We start from the raw sequence: 15,061 nt of genomic DNA, 5'->3' as shown, positions 1-15,061 counted from the left end.
GTTCTGGCGAAGCGCCATCATGGCCGCCCTTTGCAGTGCTGGCGTCGCAGGCCTCCCGTCGCGGGCCGAATCGCAGCCGTTGCCTGGCGCCGAAACCGTCTATGCCTCGGCGCCGCCGCGCCTGCTTCAGATCCGCACGCTCGTCGCCGATGCCGGCCGCCAGACCTCGACCGGGTCTGGCTTCCTGGTCTCGGCCGACGGACTTGCGATCACGAACTATCACGTGGTCTCCGATGCCGCGCTCGAGCCCAAGACCTATCGGCTCGAATATACCGGAGCCGATGGCACGCAGGGTGCGGTGGCGCTGCTCGCCGTCGACCTGCCGAACGATCTTGCGCTCGTTCGGGTCGAGAAGCAGAACGCGCCGTTCTTCGGCTTCGACAAGGCCGCGCTCGATGGCAGCCTGCCGAAGGGCGAGCGGCTGTATTCGCTCGGCAACCCGCTCGATCTCGGCTTCACCATCATTGAAGGCACGTATAACGGCCTCGTCGAGCACAGTTACAACGATCACATCCACTTCACCGGCGCGCTCAATCCCGGCATGAGCGGCGGTCCGGCGGTCAATGCGCAAGGGCAGGTGGTCGGCGTCAACGTCGCGACCCGGCGCGGCGGGCAGTTGATCAGCTTCCTGGTGCCGGCGCGCTTCGCTGCTGCGCTGGTGGCACGAGGACAGGATGCGAAGCCTGCGCCGGCGGATCTGCGCAAGGACGTGATCGCGCAGCTCGTCAGCTGGCGCGGGGCGCTCTACAAATCCTTGGGCGAGGAGGGCTTCCGCGACCGCGTATTTGGGTCCTATCAGGCGCCGGAAACGCGCGCGGCGTGGTTCGAATGCTGGGCCAGCACCAACGCCAGCGCCTCGCCGAAGCCGCGCGCCAGCATCAATTCGACGAGCTGCAAAGCCGAGGCGAGCGTGTATGTCGCGTCCGACCTGAACACGGGCGCCGTCGAGGTCAGTCACGCCTATGCGAAATCGATCGATCTCAACCAATTCCAGTTCGCGACCGTGCTGACTCAGTTGGCGCAGCCCCGGCTCACGCTGGGCGGCTCATTCCGCAAATGGTACACGCCGCAGCACTGCAATGAGGATTTCGTGGGCATGGCGCCGGCCGCAGCCGAGCATCCGCCGCTGCGGGTCATCTGGTGCGCGCAAGGTTATCGCGAGTTCGACGGCCTCTACGACGTGGCGATGGTCGCCGTGACACAGGACCACGCCGACGAAGCGCTGGTCTCACGCCTCAGCCTGCAGGCGATCGCCTATGACGACGCGTTACAGCTTGGCAAGAGCTTCCTCGAGCGTTTGCAGGCCGTGCGATGATCTGGGTCGAGATCCTCTCCAGGCATCGCGACGTTGCCGGGCGCTTCCGCCTCGATGCCGCCGAGATCAGCATCGGCCGCGGCTACGACAACCACGTCATTGTCGATGATCCCTACGTGGCTGTGCGTCACGTCCGCATCTTCCGTGACGGCGAGGGACAACTCGTCGCGGAAGATCTCGGCAGCGCCAACGGCATGTATCTCGACCGCAGCAGGAGCCGAAAGCAGCAGCTCGTTCTCGACGGCATCAAGCCGATCCGGATCGGACAGACCCTGCTTCGGGTGCGGGAGGCGGGGCATGCCGTCGAGCCCGAACGGCTGGCGGGATCCGAGCGTGGCGCGCTCCCGATCGTCGCCGCAATTGCGCTCGGCGCCGTGCTGCTCGCCCTCAACGCGATGATGGTCTGGTTTGCGCAGACCTCGGAGGCGCATCTGTCCGACTATCTCGTGCCGACCCTCACGATGATCGGGGTCGTCACGGCGTGGGTCGGCGTCTGGGCGCTGCTGGCACGCCTGTTTTCCGGACGCTCGCACTTTGTGCGCCATCTCCTGATCGCAGAGGCCGGGCTGGTCGCCTTCTGGATCTATAGCGAGTTTGCGCAGGTTGCCTCGTTTGCCCTGACCTGGACCGCCGTGTTCACCTATGGCTACGTCGCATCATGGATCGTTCTTGCGGCGATATGCTTCCTGCATCTGCGGGAGGTCGGACGCACGCATCTGCTGGCCAAAGGCCTTGTGGTCGGTTTGCTGCTGGTCGTGGCGATCGCTGTCCAGACCCTGCAGCGGTCGGAGGCGTTCGCGAATTCGGGCCGGCCCAACGTCACCCACGTCGTCCTGCCCCCGTCATTGCGCCTGGTTCCGCTGCGCGACGAGCGCGCCTTTCTCGATGACGTCGCGAAGCTGAAGGGCGAGCTCGATGCGGCCCGCACCGAGGCGAGAGGCACGGGTGTGGAGCGCTGAGCACAGTTCCACTCTCTTTGCCGCCAGAGGTTGAAAGTTTGCGGGTTCCCGTCATAGCCTCGGTTCCGGGGTTTTACGGGGGACTTCAGGATGAACCGACGCGCGTTCTTGGGGCTGGGATCGGCCTTCTTGGTATCAGGGTGCCTTACCGGCAAGGAGGGGACCGAATACGCGGTGGTATCGCAGAAGATCGGATCGCCGCGACCCGGCCACTCCCGCATCGTCATCATGAGCTTGAAGGACTCCTGGCTGGACAGGACCAGCTGCGACGCCAAGGTCGACGGCGTTGCGTTGAGTCGGCTCCTGCCCGGCACCTACGTCTATCTCGACCGACCGGCGGGACCGCACCATCTCGTGGCGACCCAGACGCTGTTCCCGGGCGATTCCATCCTCGATTTCAATACCGAGCCCGGGCGAACCTATTTCTTCTCGATCAGGCCCAGCGATCGATCCAGGGCCATGCAGGGCGGGGGAATGGCGTTCGGTCTGGTCGGCATGGGCGTGATGGCTGCGGCCTCGTCGGGGGCGGACAATAAGGGGCCAGTCGATTTCGTTCCGCTTCAGGAATCGCAGGCGAAGACGGTCCTCACGGAGCTTCTGCAGGCCGAATAGGCCCATTTTCCTTGCGTTGCGCGAAAATCCGGCTATATAGCGCGCCATCTCACACGGAAACTTGGCTCTCAAAGAGGGCGTCCGGTGGCAAGCCGGGCCTTAACGGCCCGTTTTTGCTCACGCGTTTCCGGAGGAACAACCGGAGTATCATCCTATGGCGCTGCCCGACTTCACTATGCGCCAGCTGCTCGAAGCTGGCGTTCACTTTGGTCACCAGTCTCACCGCTGGAACCCGAAAATGGCCGATTTCATTTTCGGAAGCCGCAACAACATCCACATCATCGACCTCGCCCAGACCGTGCCGCTGCTGCACACGGCACTGCAGGCGGTCAGCGACACCGTCGCCAAGGGCGGCCGTATCCTGTTCGTCGGCACCAAGCGCCAGGCCCAGGACAACGTGGCTGACGCGGCCAAGCGCTGCGCCCAGTATTTCGTCAATTCGCGCTGGCTCGGCGGCACGCTGACCAACTGGAAGACGATCTCGGCGTCGATCAAGCGCCTGCGTCACCTCGACGAGGTGCTGTCCTCGGGCGAAGCCAGCTCCTACACCAAGAAGGAGCGGCTGACCTTGCAGCGCGAGCGCGACAAGCTCGACCGCTCGCTCGGCGGCATCAAGGACATGGGCGGTCTGCCCGACATGATCTTCGTGATCGACACGAACAAGGAAGACATCGCGATCCAGGAGGCCCAGCGCCTCAACATCCCGGTCGCCGCGATCGTCGACACCAATTGCGATCCGAAGGGCATCACCTATGTCGTTCCCGGCAATGACGACGCCGGTCGGGCCATTACGCTGTATTGCGACCTGATTGCGCGCGCCGCCATCGACGGCATCTCGCGTGCGCAGGGCGAGCTCGGCATCGATGTCGGCGCCTCTTCCGCGCCGCTCGAGGAAGAGCTTCCGGCAGCGACGGCGGCCGCGACGTTCCAGGGGCTGCCCGGTCCGCGCGGCACCGCCGACGACCTCAAGAAGCTCACCGGCGTGTCGGGGGCGATCGAGAAGAAGCTCAACGACCTCGGCGTCTTCCACTACTGGCAGCTCGCCGAGCTGAACCACGACACCGCTCACAAGATCGGCGAAGAAGTCGGTCTGCCGAGCCGTGCCGATGCCTGGGTCGCCCAGGCCAAGTCGCTCGCCGACGCGTAAGACGACGCAAGACTATCTGGCCGGCGTCGGACGCCGGCCATCGCGACTGATCGAGGTATTTCCTGGCAGCGGATGGCGAGACGTCGTCCGCTGCGTCGCGCTTTGGACAGGCAAAAGGACGTTCAACGATGGCTAATATCACCGCAGCGATGGTGAAGGACCTGCGCGAGTCGACCGGCGCGGGCATGATGGACTGCAAGGCTGCGCTCACCGAGACCGGCGGCGACATGCAGGCCGCGCAGGATTGGCTGCGCAAGAAGGGCTTGTCGAAAGCTGCAAAGAAGGCCGGACGCGTTGCGGCCGAGGGTCTGATCGGCGCGCTCACCTCGGGCAAGAAGGGCGTCGTCGTCGAGGTCAACTCCGAGACCGACTTCGTCGCGCGCAACGAGCACTTCCAGGGTCTGGTCAAGATGATCGCCCAGGTCGCGCTCGACGTCGGCTCCGACGTGGAGAAGATCAAGGCCGCGAAAGTCGGCAGCATCACCGTCGAGGCCGCGATCGCCGATTCGATCGCGACCATCGGTGAGAACCAGACGCTGCGCCGCGCGGCTTCGCTCGAAGTGAGCGAAGGTGTGGTGTCGAGCTACGTCCATGGCGCCGTGATCGAAGGCGCGGGCAAGCTCGGCGTGATCGTGGCGCTGGAATCGCCTGGCAAGACCGACGAACTCGCAGTGCTCGGGCGTCAGCTCGCGATGCATGTCGCGGCGGCCAACCCGCAGGCGATCGATGCCGCCGGCCTCGATCCGGAACTCGTCAAGCGCGAGAAAGACGTGCTCGCCGACAAGTATCGGCAGCAGGGCAAGCCGGAAAACGTGATCGAGAAGATCGTCGAGTCCGGCCTGAAGACCTACTACAAGGAAGTCACTCTGCTGGAGCAGGCCTTCATCCACGACAGCGGCAAGTCGGTCGCGCAGGCGCTGAAGGAAGCCGAAGGCAAGGTTGGCGGTCCGATCAAGGTTGCCGGTTTCGTCCGCTATGCGCTCGGCGAGGGCATCGAGAAGGAAGAGACCGACTTCGCCGCCGAAGTGGCGGCGGCCAGCGGCAAGAAGTAACGACTGGATGTCGTCTCGATCCGGCGCGGCCGTCGCGCCGGATCTCAACGCGCGGGACAGGGAAGCATTGGCGAATGGCTGAGCCGCTCTATCGTCGCGTCGTCATCAAGCTGTCGGGCGAGTATCTCGCCGGTAGCCACGCCTTCGGCATCGACCAGGCGACCGTCGATCGCATCGCCGACGACCTGATTGCGGCCCAGAAGCTCGGCGTCGAGATCGCCGTCGTGGTCGGCGGCGGCAACATGGTGCGCGGCGTGGAAGTTTCGTCGAAGGGCGTGTCGCGCCCGACCGGCGATACGATGGGCATGCTTGCGACCGTCATGAATTGCCTGGCCTTGGAAGCCGCGATCCAGCGCAAAGGCACTCCGGCGCAGGCGCTCTCGGCGTTCGTGATGCCGGAAGTGTGCGAGCTCTTCACCCGTGCCGCGGCGCACAAATTGCTGGCCGAAGGCCGCATCGTGCTGCTCGGCGGCGGCACCGGCAATCCCTTCTTCACGACCGACACCACCGCCGTGCTGCGGGCCGCCGAGATCGGCGCCCAGGCGGTGCTCAAGGCCACCAATGTCGATGGCGTCTACAGTGCCGATCCCAAGAAGGATCCAACCGCGAAGCGATTCGACCGGCTGACCCATTCGCAGGCGATCGAGGGCGGCTACAAGGTCATGGATGCGACTGCATTCGCGCTTGCCCGCGAGACGTCGCTGCCTATCATTGTTTTCTCAATTGCCGAACCCGGCTCGATCGGTGCGATGTTGCAGGGCAGCGGGCGCGGTACCATCGTCGCGGGTTGAACCGCGGCACCGTCGGTTTGCCGGTGTTGGACCGATCCCGGGCCTGCGGTAGAAGCGAAGGCGAGACAGAGATTTGCCCGGCATGCGTCGAGTCCGGCCGGCAGCCTCCCTCAAGGAGGCGCGCGAAACGGACCTGAGAGTCCCGGGTTGCAGAAAGGAAAGCGTGATGTCCACGGACAAGTTCGATCTCAACGAATTGAAGCGCCGCATGCAGGGCGCGACCCAGGCGCTGAAGCACGAGCTCGGCGGACTGCGCACCGGCCGGGCCTCGGCGTCGATGGTGGAGCCGGTCCAGGTCGAGGCGTATGGCTCGCACATGCCGCTCAACCAGCTCGCCACCGTCTCCGTGCCCGAGCCGCGCCTGCTCTCGGTGCAGGTGTGGGACCGCACGATGGTGAAGGCGGTCGAGAAGGCGATCGTCGATTCCAACCTCGGCCTGTCGCCGGCGACCGAAGGGCAGGTGATCCGGCTGCGGATTCCCGAGCTCAACCAGGAGCGCCGCAAGGAGCTGGTCAAGGTCGCGCACAAATATGCGGAAGCCGCGCGCGTCGCCGTCCGCCACGTCCGCCGCGACGGTCTCGATGCGGCCAAGAAGCTCGAAAAGAATCACGAGATTTCCGAGGATGATCAGGAGCGCATCGCCGCCGACGTGCAGAAGGCGACCGACAGCGTGATCTCGGAGATCGATCAGTTGCTGACGGCGAAGGAAAAGGAAATCCTCACCGTCTGAAGGATGCTTTTCATGTCCAAAGCCGCGGCCCCCGTGACGGAGGCGCCGGATTGCTCCGACGGCCCGGCCCATGTTGCCATCATCATGGACGGCAACGGCCGCTGGGCCGCGGCGCGCGGGCTGCCGCGCGCGGAAGGTCATCGCCGCGGCGTCGACGCGCTGCGCCGCGTGGTCCGCGCCTCGCACGAGCTCGGCATCCGTTATCTCACGATCTTCTCGTTCTCGTCCGAAAACTGGTCGCGTCCGGCGACCGAGATCGGCGACCTGTTCGGGCTGTTGCGCCGTTTCATCCGCAATGATCTCGCCACCCTGCATCGCGACGGCGTGCGGGTCCGGGTGATCGGTGAGCGCGCCGGGCTCGAGCCCGACATCTGCGCGCTGCTGAGCGAAGCCGAGGAACTGACATCGGGCAATACCAAGCTCACGCTCGTTGTCGCTTTCAATTACGGTTCGCGCCAGGAGATCGCGCGCGCAGCGCAGCGGCTTGCGCGCGAGGTCGCCGAAGGCCGCCGCGATCCGGCCTCGATCGATGCTGACGCCATCGGCAGTCATCTCGATGCGCCCGATATTCCCGATCCTGATCTGATCATTCGCACCAGCGGCGAGCAGCGGCTGTCGAACTTCCTGATGTGGCAGGCCGCCTATAGCGAGCTCGTCTTCGTTTCGGTCCATTGGCCCGACTTCGACAAGACCACGCTCGAAGGCGCGATTGCCGAGTTCGGCCGGCGTGAACGCCGCTTCGGCGGCCTCGTGGCGAAAACCGCCTCGTGAGCAAGCCCGACACCGCAGCCGTCGCAGACGCCGCAAGAGCCGGGCAGCACAATCTCCTGCTGCGGGTCGCGGCTGCGCTCGTGCTGGTGCCGCTGGCGCTCGGGGCAGCCTATGCCGGCGGGGTGTTCTGGACCGTGCTGGTCACGGTGGTCGCGGCCGGCCTCTATCTCGAATGGCTGATGGTGGTCGGCGAGGGCCGGGCCGTCAGCGTCGGCACGGCCGGCGCCCTGGCCATCGCGGTCGCCGGCATCTGCTGCGCCTTTGGTCTGGTCGACTTCGCCGTCGTTGTGCTCGGCCTCGGGCTCCTGCTCGTCACGGCTCTCGCTGCCGGGCGTCGCGCCTGGGTCGCGACCGGCTTCGTCTATGCCTCAGCCGCCGAGCTCGCCTCCGTGCTGGTGCGGTTCGACGCCGCGCACGGATGGCAGGCGTTGGTGCTGGTCTTCCTGGTCGTGTGGGCGAGCGACATCGGCGGTTATGTCGCAGGACGCGGCATCGGCGGGCCGAAGCTCGCGCCGCGGATCAGCCCGAACAAGACCTGGGCCGGGGCGATCGGCGGCTTCGCCGCCAGCCTCGTGGTCTCCGCCGGCTGGTCGCTTGCCGATGCCGGCGGGCTGGTGGCAATGGTCGTGGTGGCGGCGGTGCTGTCGGTGGTGTCTCAGCTCGGCGACCTGCTCGAATCCGCCGTCAAGCGACGCTTCGGGGTCAAGGACTCCAGTCACATCATTCCGGGCCATGGCGGCCTATTGGACCGCCTGGACGGCTATGTCGCGGCGATCGTCTTTGCGGCGATCGTGGGTTTGCTGCGGGGCGGCCTCGATGGTGTCGGCCGCGGTCTTCTGGTTTGGTGACCGGCCCTCCTGACCGGTCGAGATTTTTGGTGAGAACATGAGCGCAGTGCCATTGCGGAACAACACGGCCGGCCTCGCGGAGGTGCGCAGCATCACCGTGCTCGGCGCCACCGGCTCGATCGGCGATTCGACCATGGACCTGTTGCGCGGCGCGCCCGAGCGCTACCGGGTCGAGGCGCTGACCGGTAACAGCAACGTCCAGGGGCTGGCCAAGCTCGCTCGGGAGTTCAGCCCGCGATTCGTGGCGGTCGCCGATCCCGCAGGGCTCGACGAGCTGCGCGATGCGCTGGCCGGCACCGGGATCGAATGCGGAGCAGGGGAGAGCGCCATCATTGAGGCCGCCGCCCGTCCCGCCGACTGGGTCATGGCGGCGGTGTCCGGCGCGGCCGGCCTGAAGCCGGCGCTGGCTGCGGTCGACCGCGGCGCCACCGTTGCGCTCGCCAACAAGGAATGCCTGGTCTGTGCCGGCGATTTCTTCATGCAGCGCGCGGCGCAGGCCGGGGCCTGCATCCTGCCGGCCGATTCGGAGCACAATGCGCTGTTCCAGGCGCTGTCCTCCGGCAATCGCGAGGAACTGGTGCGCGTGATCATCACCGCCTCCGGCGGACCGTTCCGGACCTGGGCCGCTGCCGACATCGAGCAGGCGACGCTCGCCCAGGCGCTCAAGCATCCGAACTGGAGCATGGGCCAGAAGATCACGATCGATTCGGCCTCGATGATGAACAAGGGCCTCGAGGTGATCGAGGCGTCCTACCTGTTCGCGCTGTCACCTGATGAGATCGACGTGCTGGTGCATCCGCAGTCGATCGTCCACGGCATGGTCGAGTTCTCGGACCGGTCGGTCGTGGCCCAGCTCGGCGCCCCCGACATGCGGATCCCGATCGCCCATTGCCTGGGGTGGCCGGAACGCATCAAGGGCCCCTCGGATCGGCTGGACCTCGCCAAGATCGGCACATTGACGTTCGAGGCGCCGGATTTCGAGCGCTTCCCCGGCCTGCGGCTGGCCTACGATTCGCTGCGCGCCGGCCACGGCGCGACGACTGTCTTCAATGCCGCGAATGAGGTGGCGGTGGCCGCCTTCATTGCTGGGCAGATCCGTTTCGGCGCCATTGCCCGGCTGGTCGAGGCCACCCTCGAGAATTGGACCCGTTCAGGTAATTTGGCACCGCTGACGTCGGCGGACGACGCGATCGCCATTGACCATGATGCGCGAAAAAGGGCCGCGGGCCTCTTGCCTCAAATCGCCGCAAAAGCATCTTAGAGGGTTGGATGAGCCCTCGGGCTCGCGGGAAGGGAATCGGATGTCCGAATTTTTCCACCATATTTTCAATACGTTGAGCAACGGCCTTCTCGGCTACATCATCCCGTTCCTGTTTGTGCTGACGATCGTGGTCTTCTTCCACGAGCTCGGCCATTTCCTGATCGCGCGCTGGGCCGGCGTGAAGGTCTTAACGTTTTCGCTCGGATTTGGTCCTGAATTGATCGGTTTCAACGACCGCCACAACACCCGCTGGAAGATCTCCGCGATCCCGCTCGGCGGCTATGTGAAGTTCTTCGGCGACGAATCCGAGGCCTCGACCCCGTCGGCCGACGCGCTTGCCAAGATGACGGCCGAAGAGCGCGCCGACAGCTTCCACCACAAGACGGTCGGACAGCGCGCTGCGATCGTCGCGGCCGGCCCGATCGCCAATTTCATCCTCGCGGTCATCATCTTTGCCGGCATGGCCCTCTATTTCGGCAAGCCGAACACCACGCCGCGGGTCGACGCGGTCCAGCCCGACAGCGTCGCGGCGGCCGCCGGCTTCAAGGACGGCGACGTCATTGCGGCGATCGATGGCCGCGCGATCGAGACGTTTGCCGACATGCAGCGCGTGGTCTCGGTCAGCGCCGGCTCGGAATTGAACTTCCTGATCAAGCGCGACGGGGCGGAACTCACCCTCAAGGCGACGCCGGCGCTGAAGGAGGTCAAGGACCTGTTCGGCAACAGCCACCGGATCGGCGTGCTGGGCATCCAGTACAACGCCAAGCCGGACGAATCACGGTCGGTCCCGGTCGGGTTCCTCGAATCGATCAAGATCGGCTTCGAGCAGGTCTGGTTCATCATCGCCACGACCTTCAAGTTCATTGCCTCGCTGGTCGCGGGCGCCGGGAGCGCCGGCGACGTCGGCGGTCCCATCCGAATCGCACAACTTTCGGGACAGGCTGCGAGCCTTGGATTCCAGTTCGTTGTGCAGCTGTGTGCGACGCTGTCGGTCTCGATCGGGCTGTTGAACCTGTTCCCGGTTCCACTGCTCGACGGCGGACACCTGCTGTTTTACGGGGTCGAGGCGGCCCGGGGGCGCCCGCTGTCGGAGCGCGCCCAGGAAATGGGGTTCCGAATCGGCCTGGGGCTGGTTCTGATGCTGATGGTCTTTGCAACGTACAACGACATCCTGCATCTCGCCGGTTCCTAAACGCGGCCTTTTTACGACGTGGCCGTTAGGCAACGTTTTGAAACGAATTTGAAAATTCAGAGACATCCGGCGTTTGCCGTCGGGTCCAAATTGGCTACAAGCGAACGACAAATGGGAATCTGTCGGGTTCGTAGGGGTACGGAACCGGCATCGGAATATAAGGGCGCGTAGCGCATGAAGTTCGGATTGCGGGTGCGGGGGGGGTTGCTGGCCACCCTAATCATGTTCGCCGTTCCGGTGGCTCTGCCGCTGGCGAACGTGGTTTTGTCGTCTCCAGCCGCTGCACAGTCGGTCAACTCGATCGAAGTGGTCGGTAACCGGCGCGTGGAAGTGGAAACCATCCGCTCCTACTTCAAGCCGGGCCCCGGTGGGACCCTGGATGCCGGTCGGGTCGACGACGGCCTCAAGGCGCTGATCGAGACCGGTCTGTTCTCGGACGTGAAGATCGCCCGCCAAGGTGGTCGGCTGGTCGTGACCGTCGTCGAGAACCCGGTCATCGGCCGCGTCGCCTTCGAGGGCAACAAGAAGGTCAAGGACGAGCAGCTCACCGCGGAAGTGCAGTCGAAGCCGCGCGGTACCCTGTCGAAGCCGATGGTGCAGGCCGACGCGCAGCGCATCGCCGAGATCTACCGCCGGTCGGGTCGCTATGACATCCGCGTCACGCCGGAGATGATCGAGCAGCCGAACAACCGGGTCGACCTGATCTTCACGGTCGAGGAAGGTGCGAAGACCGGCGTGAAGTCGATCGAGTTCGTCGGCAACAACGCCTTCTCGTCCTATCGCCTGAAGGACATCATCAAGACCCATGAGTCCAACCTGCTGAGCTTCCTCGGCTCCGGCGACGTCTACGACCCGGACCGCGTCGAGGCCGATCGCGACCTCATTCGGCGCTTCTACCTGAAGAACGGCTATGCCGACGTCCAGGTCGTGGCCGCGCTGACCGAGTATGATCCTGAGCGCAAGGGCTTCCTGGTCACCTTCAAGATCGAGGAAGGCCAGCAGTACCGGGTCGGTTCGGTCGACTTCCAGTCGTCCATCGCGACGCTCGATGCCACCTCGCTGCGCGGTTACTCGCGCGTCAGTGTCGGCTCGCTCTACAACGTCGAGAACATCGAGAAGTCGGTGGAGGAGATGCAGATCGAGGCGTCGCGTCGCGGCTACGCCTTCGCTGTGGTCCGCCCGCGCGGCGATCGCAACTTCGAGGCCCACACCGTTTCGGTGGTGTTTGCGGTCGACGAGGGTCCGCGCACCTACATCGAGCGCATCAACATCCGCGGCAACACCCGGACCCGCGATTACGTCATTCGCCGCGAGTTCGATATCTCTGAAGGCGATGCCTATAACCGCGCGCTGGTCGATCGTGCCGAGCGCCGGCTGAAGAACCTCGACTTCTTCAAGGACGTGAAGATCACCACCGAGCCGGGCTCGTCGAGCGACCGGGTCGTGCTGGTCGTCGCTCTCGAGGAGAAGTCGACCGGCGACTTCTCGATCTCCGGCGGCTATTCGACCACGGACGGCGCGCTGGCCGAGGTGTCGATCTCCGAACGCAACTTCCTTGGTCGCGGCCTGTTCGCCAAGGCGTCCGTCACCTACGGCCAGTTCGCGCGGGGCTATTCGCTGTCCTTCGTCGAGCCCTATCTGCTCGACTACCGTGTCGCGCTCGGCCTCGATTTCTATCAGCGCCAGCAGCTCGCCAACAACTTCATCTCCTATGGCACCAAGACGCTCGGCTTCAGCCCGCGGCTCGGCTTCCAGTTGCGTGAAGACCTGTCGCTGCAGCTGCGCTACTCGATCTACCGCCAGGAGATCACGCTGCCGGCGACGCTGTCGGACTGTAACAACCTCGCCGCCGGCAGCCTGATCGGCAACCGCCTGGTGCCGTTCAACCCGACGCCCGCGTTCATCAACGCGAACGGTGGCGTTGATCCGACCGGCAACAACGGCCTGGGCTGCTTTGCCAATGGCGAGGCCTCGCTGCCGGTCCGCCAGGAGCTGGCGAAGGGTGCGACGCTGACCTCGGCGCTCGGCTACACGCTGAACTACAACACGCTCGACAACAACAAGAACCCCACCGACGGCCTGCTGGTCGACTTCAAGCAGGACTTCGCGGGTGTCGGCGGCGACGTGTCGTACCTGAAGACTGCCTTCGACGCGAAGTACTTCACGCCGCTGGTGTCGGACATCGTCAGCATCGTCCATCTGCAGGGCGGTATCCTGAACAAGATCGGCAACACCCAGCTGCGCATGCTGGATCACTTCCAGATGGGTCCGAACCTGGTTCGCGGCTTCGCTCCGAACGGCATTGGTCCGCGTGACATCAATCCGTTCGGCACGCAGGACGCGCTGGGCGGCACCAAGTACTGGGGCGCTTCGCTCGAACTGCAGATGCCGTTCTGGTTCCTGCCGCGTGAAGTGGGCCTGAAGGGTGCGGTTTACGCCGACGCCGGTGGTCTGTCGGGCTACCAGGGACCGACCTCCTGGGCGCTGACGGGCGAAGTCAACCAGCCGGGCTGTATCCGGCCGACCGCTGCCACTGCGACCAAGGCTGCCAATGCCGGCACCTGTCTCGGCCTGCAGTTCGACGACCAGAACAAGGTCCGCAGCTCGGTCGGTGTGGGTCTGGTGTGGGCGTCGCCGTTCGGTCCGCTGCGCTTCGACTACGCGATCCCGCTCACCAAGGGTCAGTTCGACCGGACGCAGGAATTCCGGTTCGGTGGCGGCACGACGTTCTAAGGCGGCTGCTTCGGCCGATTCCGGATTGGCCTAGGCCGGCCCGGACGGTGTAAGAGAATGGAGCTCGGTTCCGGAATGCCGGGGCCGGGCTCTGATTTTTTGTTCCCGGGGCGGCACCACGGAATGGCACAACCGATCTTCTTCCAGGCTTCACCTCCCGCGACGCTGGCGGCGATCGCCGCGGCCACCAAGGCCACGCTGGTCGATGCCACCCGCGGCGAGCAGGTGATCAAGGGACTGGCCTCGCTCGACGAAGCCGGCCCGATGCATCTGGCGTTCTTCGACAATCTCAAATATGCCGACGATCTGGCGGCGACCAAGGCGGGCGCCTGCCTGGTCAGCCCGCGCTTCGAATCGCGTGTGCCTCCGCATGTCGCGGTGCTCCGGGCCAATCAGCCGTTCCGGGCCTTCGTTCAGCTTGCGCGCGAGAGACACGCGGACGCGCTGCGCCCGCAACCCTGGTTTGGCGATGACGGCATCTCGCCGCAGGCGATCGTCGACCCCACGGCGCGGCTGGAGGATGGCGTCATCGTCGAGCCGCTCGCCGTCATCGGCGCCCATGTCGAAATCGGGGCTGGGACCGTCGTCGGCGCCGGCGCCGTGATCGGTCCTCACGTCAAGATCGGGCGCGACTGCAACGTCGGCGCCCGCACCGTCATTCAATGCGCGCTGATCGGCAACGACGTGCTGATCCATCCCGGCTGCAGCATTGGCCAGGACGGCTATGGCTTCATCTTCTTCGGTCCGGACGGTCACCTCAAGGTGCCGCAGACCGGACGGGTGCTGATCCAGAACAATGTCGAGGTCGGCGCCGGGACGACCATCGATCGCGGCAGCCTGCGCGATACGGTGATCGGCGAGGGCACCAAAATCGACAATCAGGTTCAGATCGGCCACAATGTCACAATCGGTCGGCATTGCCTGCTGGCGGCCCAGATCGGACTGGCAGGAAGCCTCACGATCGGCGACAACGTCGCGCTTGGGGCGAAGGTCGGGATCAACAACCATCTCACGATCGGCGATGGTGCGCAGGTGACCGCGATGAGCGGCGTCAAGGACGACATTCCGCCGAACGGTCGGTGGGGCGGATTCTTCGCCAAGCCGACCAAGCAGTGGTTCCGCGAGATCGTCGCGGTGGAACGGCTGGTGCGCGATTCTGCGGCGACGAACAGGGACGAAGGACGGGAGTGATGGAGGAGTCACCCATCAGGTTTGCGGACGTCGACATCAACGAGATTCTCAAGACGCTTCCGCACCGCTATCCGTTTCTCCTGATCGATCGCGTGAAGAACATCCGGGCCGACTACAGCGGCATCGGCGTCAAGCTCGTTTCGATCGGCGAGCCCTGCTTCCAGGGGCACTTCCCGGAGCGGCCGGTCTATCCGGGCGTGCTGATGATCGAGGGCATGGCGCAGACCGCCGGCGTGATCGGCATCAAGTCGGTCGAGGGCACGGAAAAGCCGCGCGCGGTGTATTTCCTCACCATCGACAAATGCAAGTTCCGCAAGCCGGTGCTGCCGGGCCAGACCATCGAATACCACATGCGCTCGATCGGCCGGCGCAAGACGATGTGGTGGTTTCACGGTGACGCCAAGGTCGACGGCGTCGTCGTCGCCGAGGCCGATGTTGGCGCGATGCTGACCGACTGAC

At 65.1% G+C, this 15,061-nt stretch carries 14 protein-coding genes; all 14 read left to right on the top strand.

Annotation, left to right across the window (positions count from 1 at the left end; translation table 11 throughout):
• Window positions 1–19: 19 nt before the first annotated feature.
• A complete protein-coding gene (locus tag LQG66_RS06810) occupies window positions 20–1,315 on the top strand; it encodes a S1C family serine protease (protein WP_425601294.1) in 1,296 nt (431 codons plus the stop codon).
• Window positions 1,312–2,274: an FHA domain-containing protein gene (locus LQG66_RS06805; protein ID WP_231324696.1), complete on the top strand. Its 963-nt coding sequence runs from the start codon at window positions 1,312–1,314 to the stop codon at window positions 2,272–2,274. Before LQG66_RS06810 ends, LQG66_RS06805 begins: the two co-directional genes overlap by 4 nt.
• 90 nt (window positions 2,275–2,364) lie before the next feature.
• Window positions 2,365–2,886, top strand: coding sequence for a DUF2846 domain-containing protein (locus tag LQG66_RS06800; RefSeq protein WP_231324694.1), 522 nt, complete (start codon window positions 2,365–2,367; stop codon window positions 2,884–2,886).
• 154 nt (window positions 2,887–3,040) lie between these two features.
• The gene (locus LQG66_RS06795; protein WP_231324692.1) at window positions 3,041–4,033 is read left to right on the top strand and encodes a 30S ribosomal protein S2; all 993 of its coding nucleotides are present in this window, start codon (window positions 3,041–3,043) and stop codon (window positions 4,031–4,033) included.
• 128 nt (window positions 4,034–4,161) lie between these two features.
• Window positions 4,162–5,085, top strand: a complete 924-nt coding sequence (tsf, locus tag LQG66_RS06790) for a translation elongation factor Ts (protein WP_231324690.1) — start codon at window positions 4,162–4,164, stop codon at window positions 5,083–5,085.
• A 74-nt stretch (window positions 5,086–5,159) separates the two neighbouring features.
• Window positions 5,160–5,876: a UMP kinase gene (pyrH, locus tag LQG66_RS06785; protein ID WP_231324688.1), complete on the top strand. Its 717-nt coding sequence runs from the start codon at window positions 5,160–5,162 to the stop codon at window positions 5,874–5,876.
• Between the two features lie 166 nt (window positions 5,877–6,042).
• Window positions 6,043–6,606: a ribosome recycling factor gene (frr, locus tag LQG66_RS06780; protein ID WP_231324686.1), complete on the top strand. Its 564-nt coding sequence runs from the start codon at window positions 6,043–6,045 to the stop codon at window positions 6,604–6,606.
• A 12-nt stretch (window positions 6,607–6,618) separates the two neighbouring features.
• Window positions 6,619–7,377 (top strand): isoprenyl transferase, encoded by a 759-nt coding sequence (locus LQG66_RS06775; RefSeq protein ID WP_231324684.1) that lies wholly within the window; start codon window positions 6,619–6,621, stop codon window positions 7,375–7,377.
• Entirely contained in the window at window positions 7,374–8,225 is an 852-nt protein-coding gene (locus LQG66_RS06770) for a phosphatidate cytidylyltransferase (RefSeq protein ID WP_231324682.1), read from the top strand. The genes LQG66_RS06775 and LQG66_RS06770 overlap by 4 nt, the downstream gene beginning before the upstream one ends.
• Before the next feature lie 37 nt (window positions 8,226–8,262).
• Window positions 8,263–9,486, top strand: a complete 1,224-nt coding sequence (dxr, locus tag LQG66_RS06765) for a 1-deoxy-D-xylulose-5-phosphate reductoisomerase (RefSeq protein ID WP_231324680.1) — start codon at window positions 8,263–8,265, stop codon at window positions 9,484–9,486.
• Between the two features lie 40 nt (window positions 9,487–9,526).
• Complete coding sequence (gene rseP, locus LQG66_RS06760; RefSeq protein ID WP_231324678.1) at window positions 9,527–10,678, top strand: RIP metalloprotease RseP; 1,152 nt, start codon at window positions 9,527–9,529, stop codon at window positions 10,676–10,678.
• Between the two features lie 174 nt (window positions 10,679–10,852).
• Complete coding sequence (gene bamA / locus LQG66_RS06755) at window positions 10,853–13,411, top strand: outer membrane protein assembly factor BamA (protein ID WP_231324676.1); 2,559 nt, start codon at window positions 10,853–10,855, stop codon at window positions 13,409–13,411.
• 123 nt (window positions 13,412–13,534) lie between these two features.
• Entirely contained in the window at window positions 13,535–14,602 is a 1,068-nt protein-coding gene (lpxD, locus tag LQG66_RS06750) for a UDP-3-O-(3-hydroxymyristoyl)glucosamine N-acyltransferase (RefSeq protein WP_231324674.1), read from the top strand.
• A complete protein-coding gene (gene fabZ / locus LQG66_RS06745; RefSeq protein ID WP_231324671.1) occupies window positions 14,602–15,060 on the top strand; it encodes a 3-hydroxyacyl-ACP dehydratase FabZ in 459 nt (152 codons plus the stop codon). The genes lpxD and fabZ overlap by 1 nt, the downstream gene beginning before the upstream one ends.
• Window position 15,061 lies beyond the last annotated feature (1 nt).

The sequence above is a fragment of the Bradyrhizobium ontarionense genome, assembly GCF_021088345.1.
Lineage (GTDB): Bacteria > Pseudomonadota > Alphaproteobacteria > Rhizobiales > Xanthobacteraceae > Bradyrhizobium > Bradyrhizobium ontarionense.
Note: the sequence above shows the minus strand (reverse complement) of the source record. Positions and strands in the feature narration are given on the sequence as shown.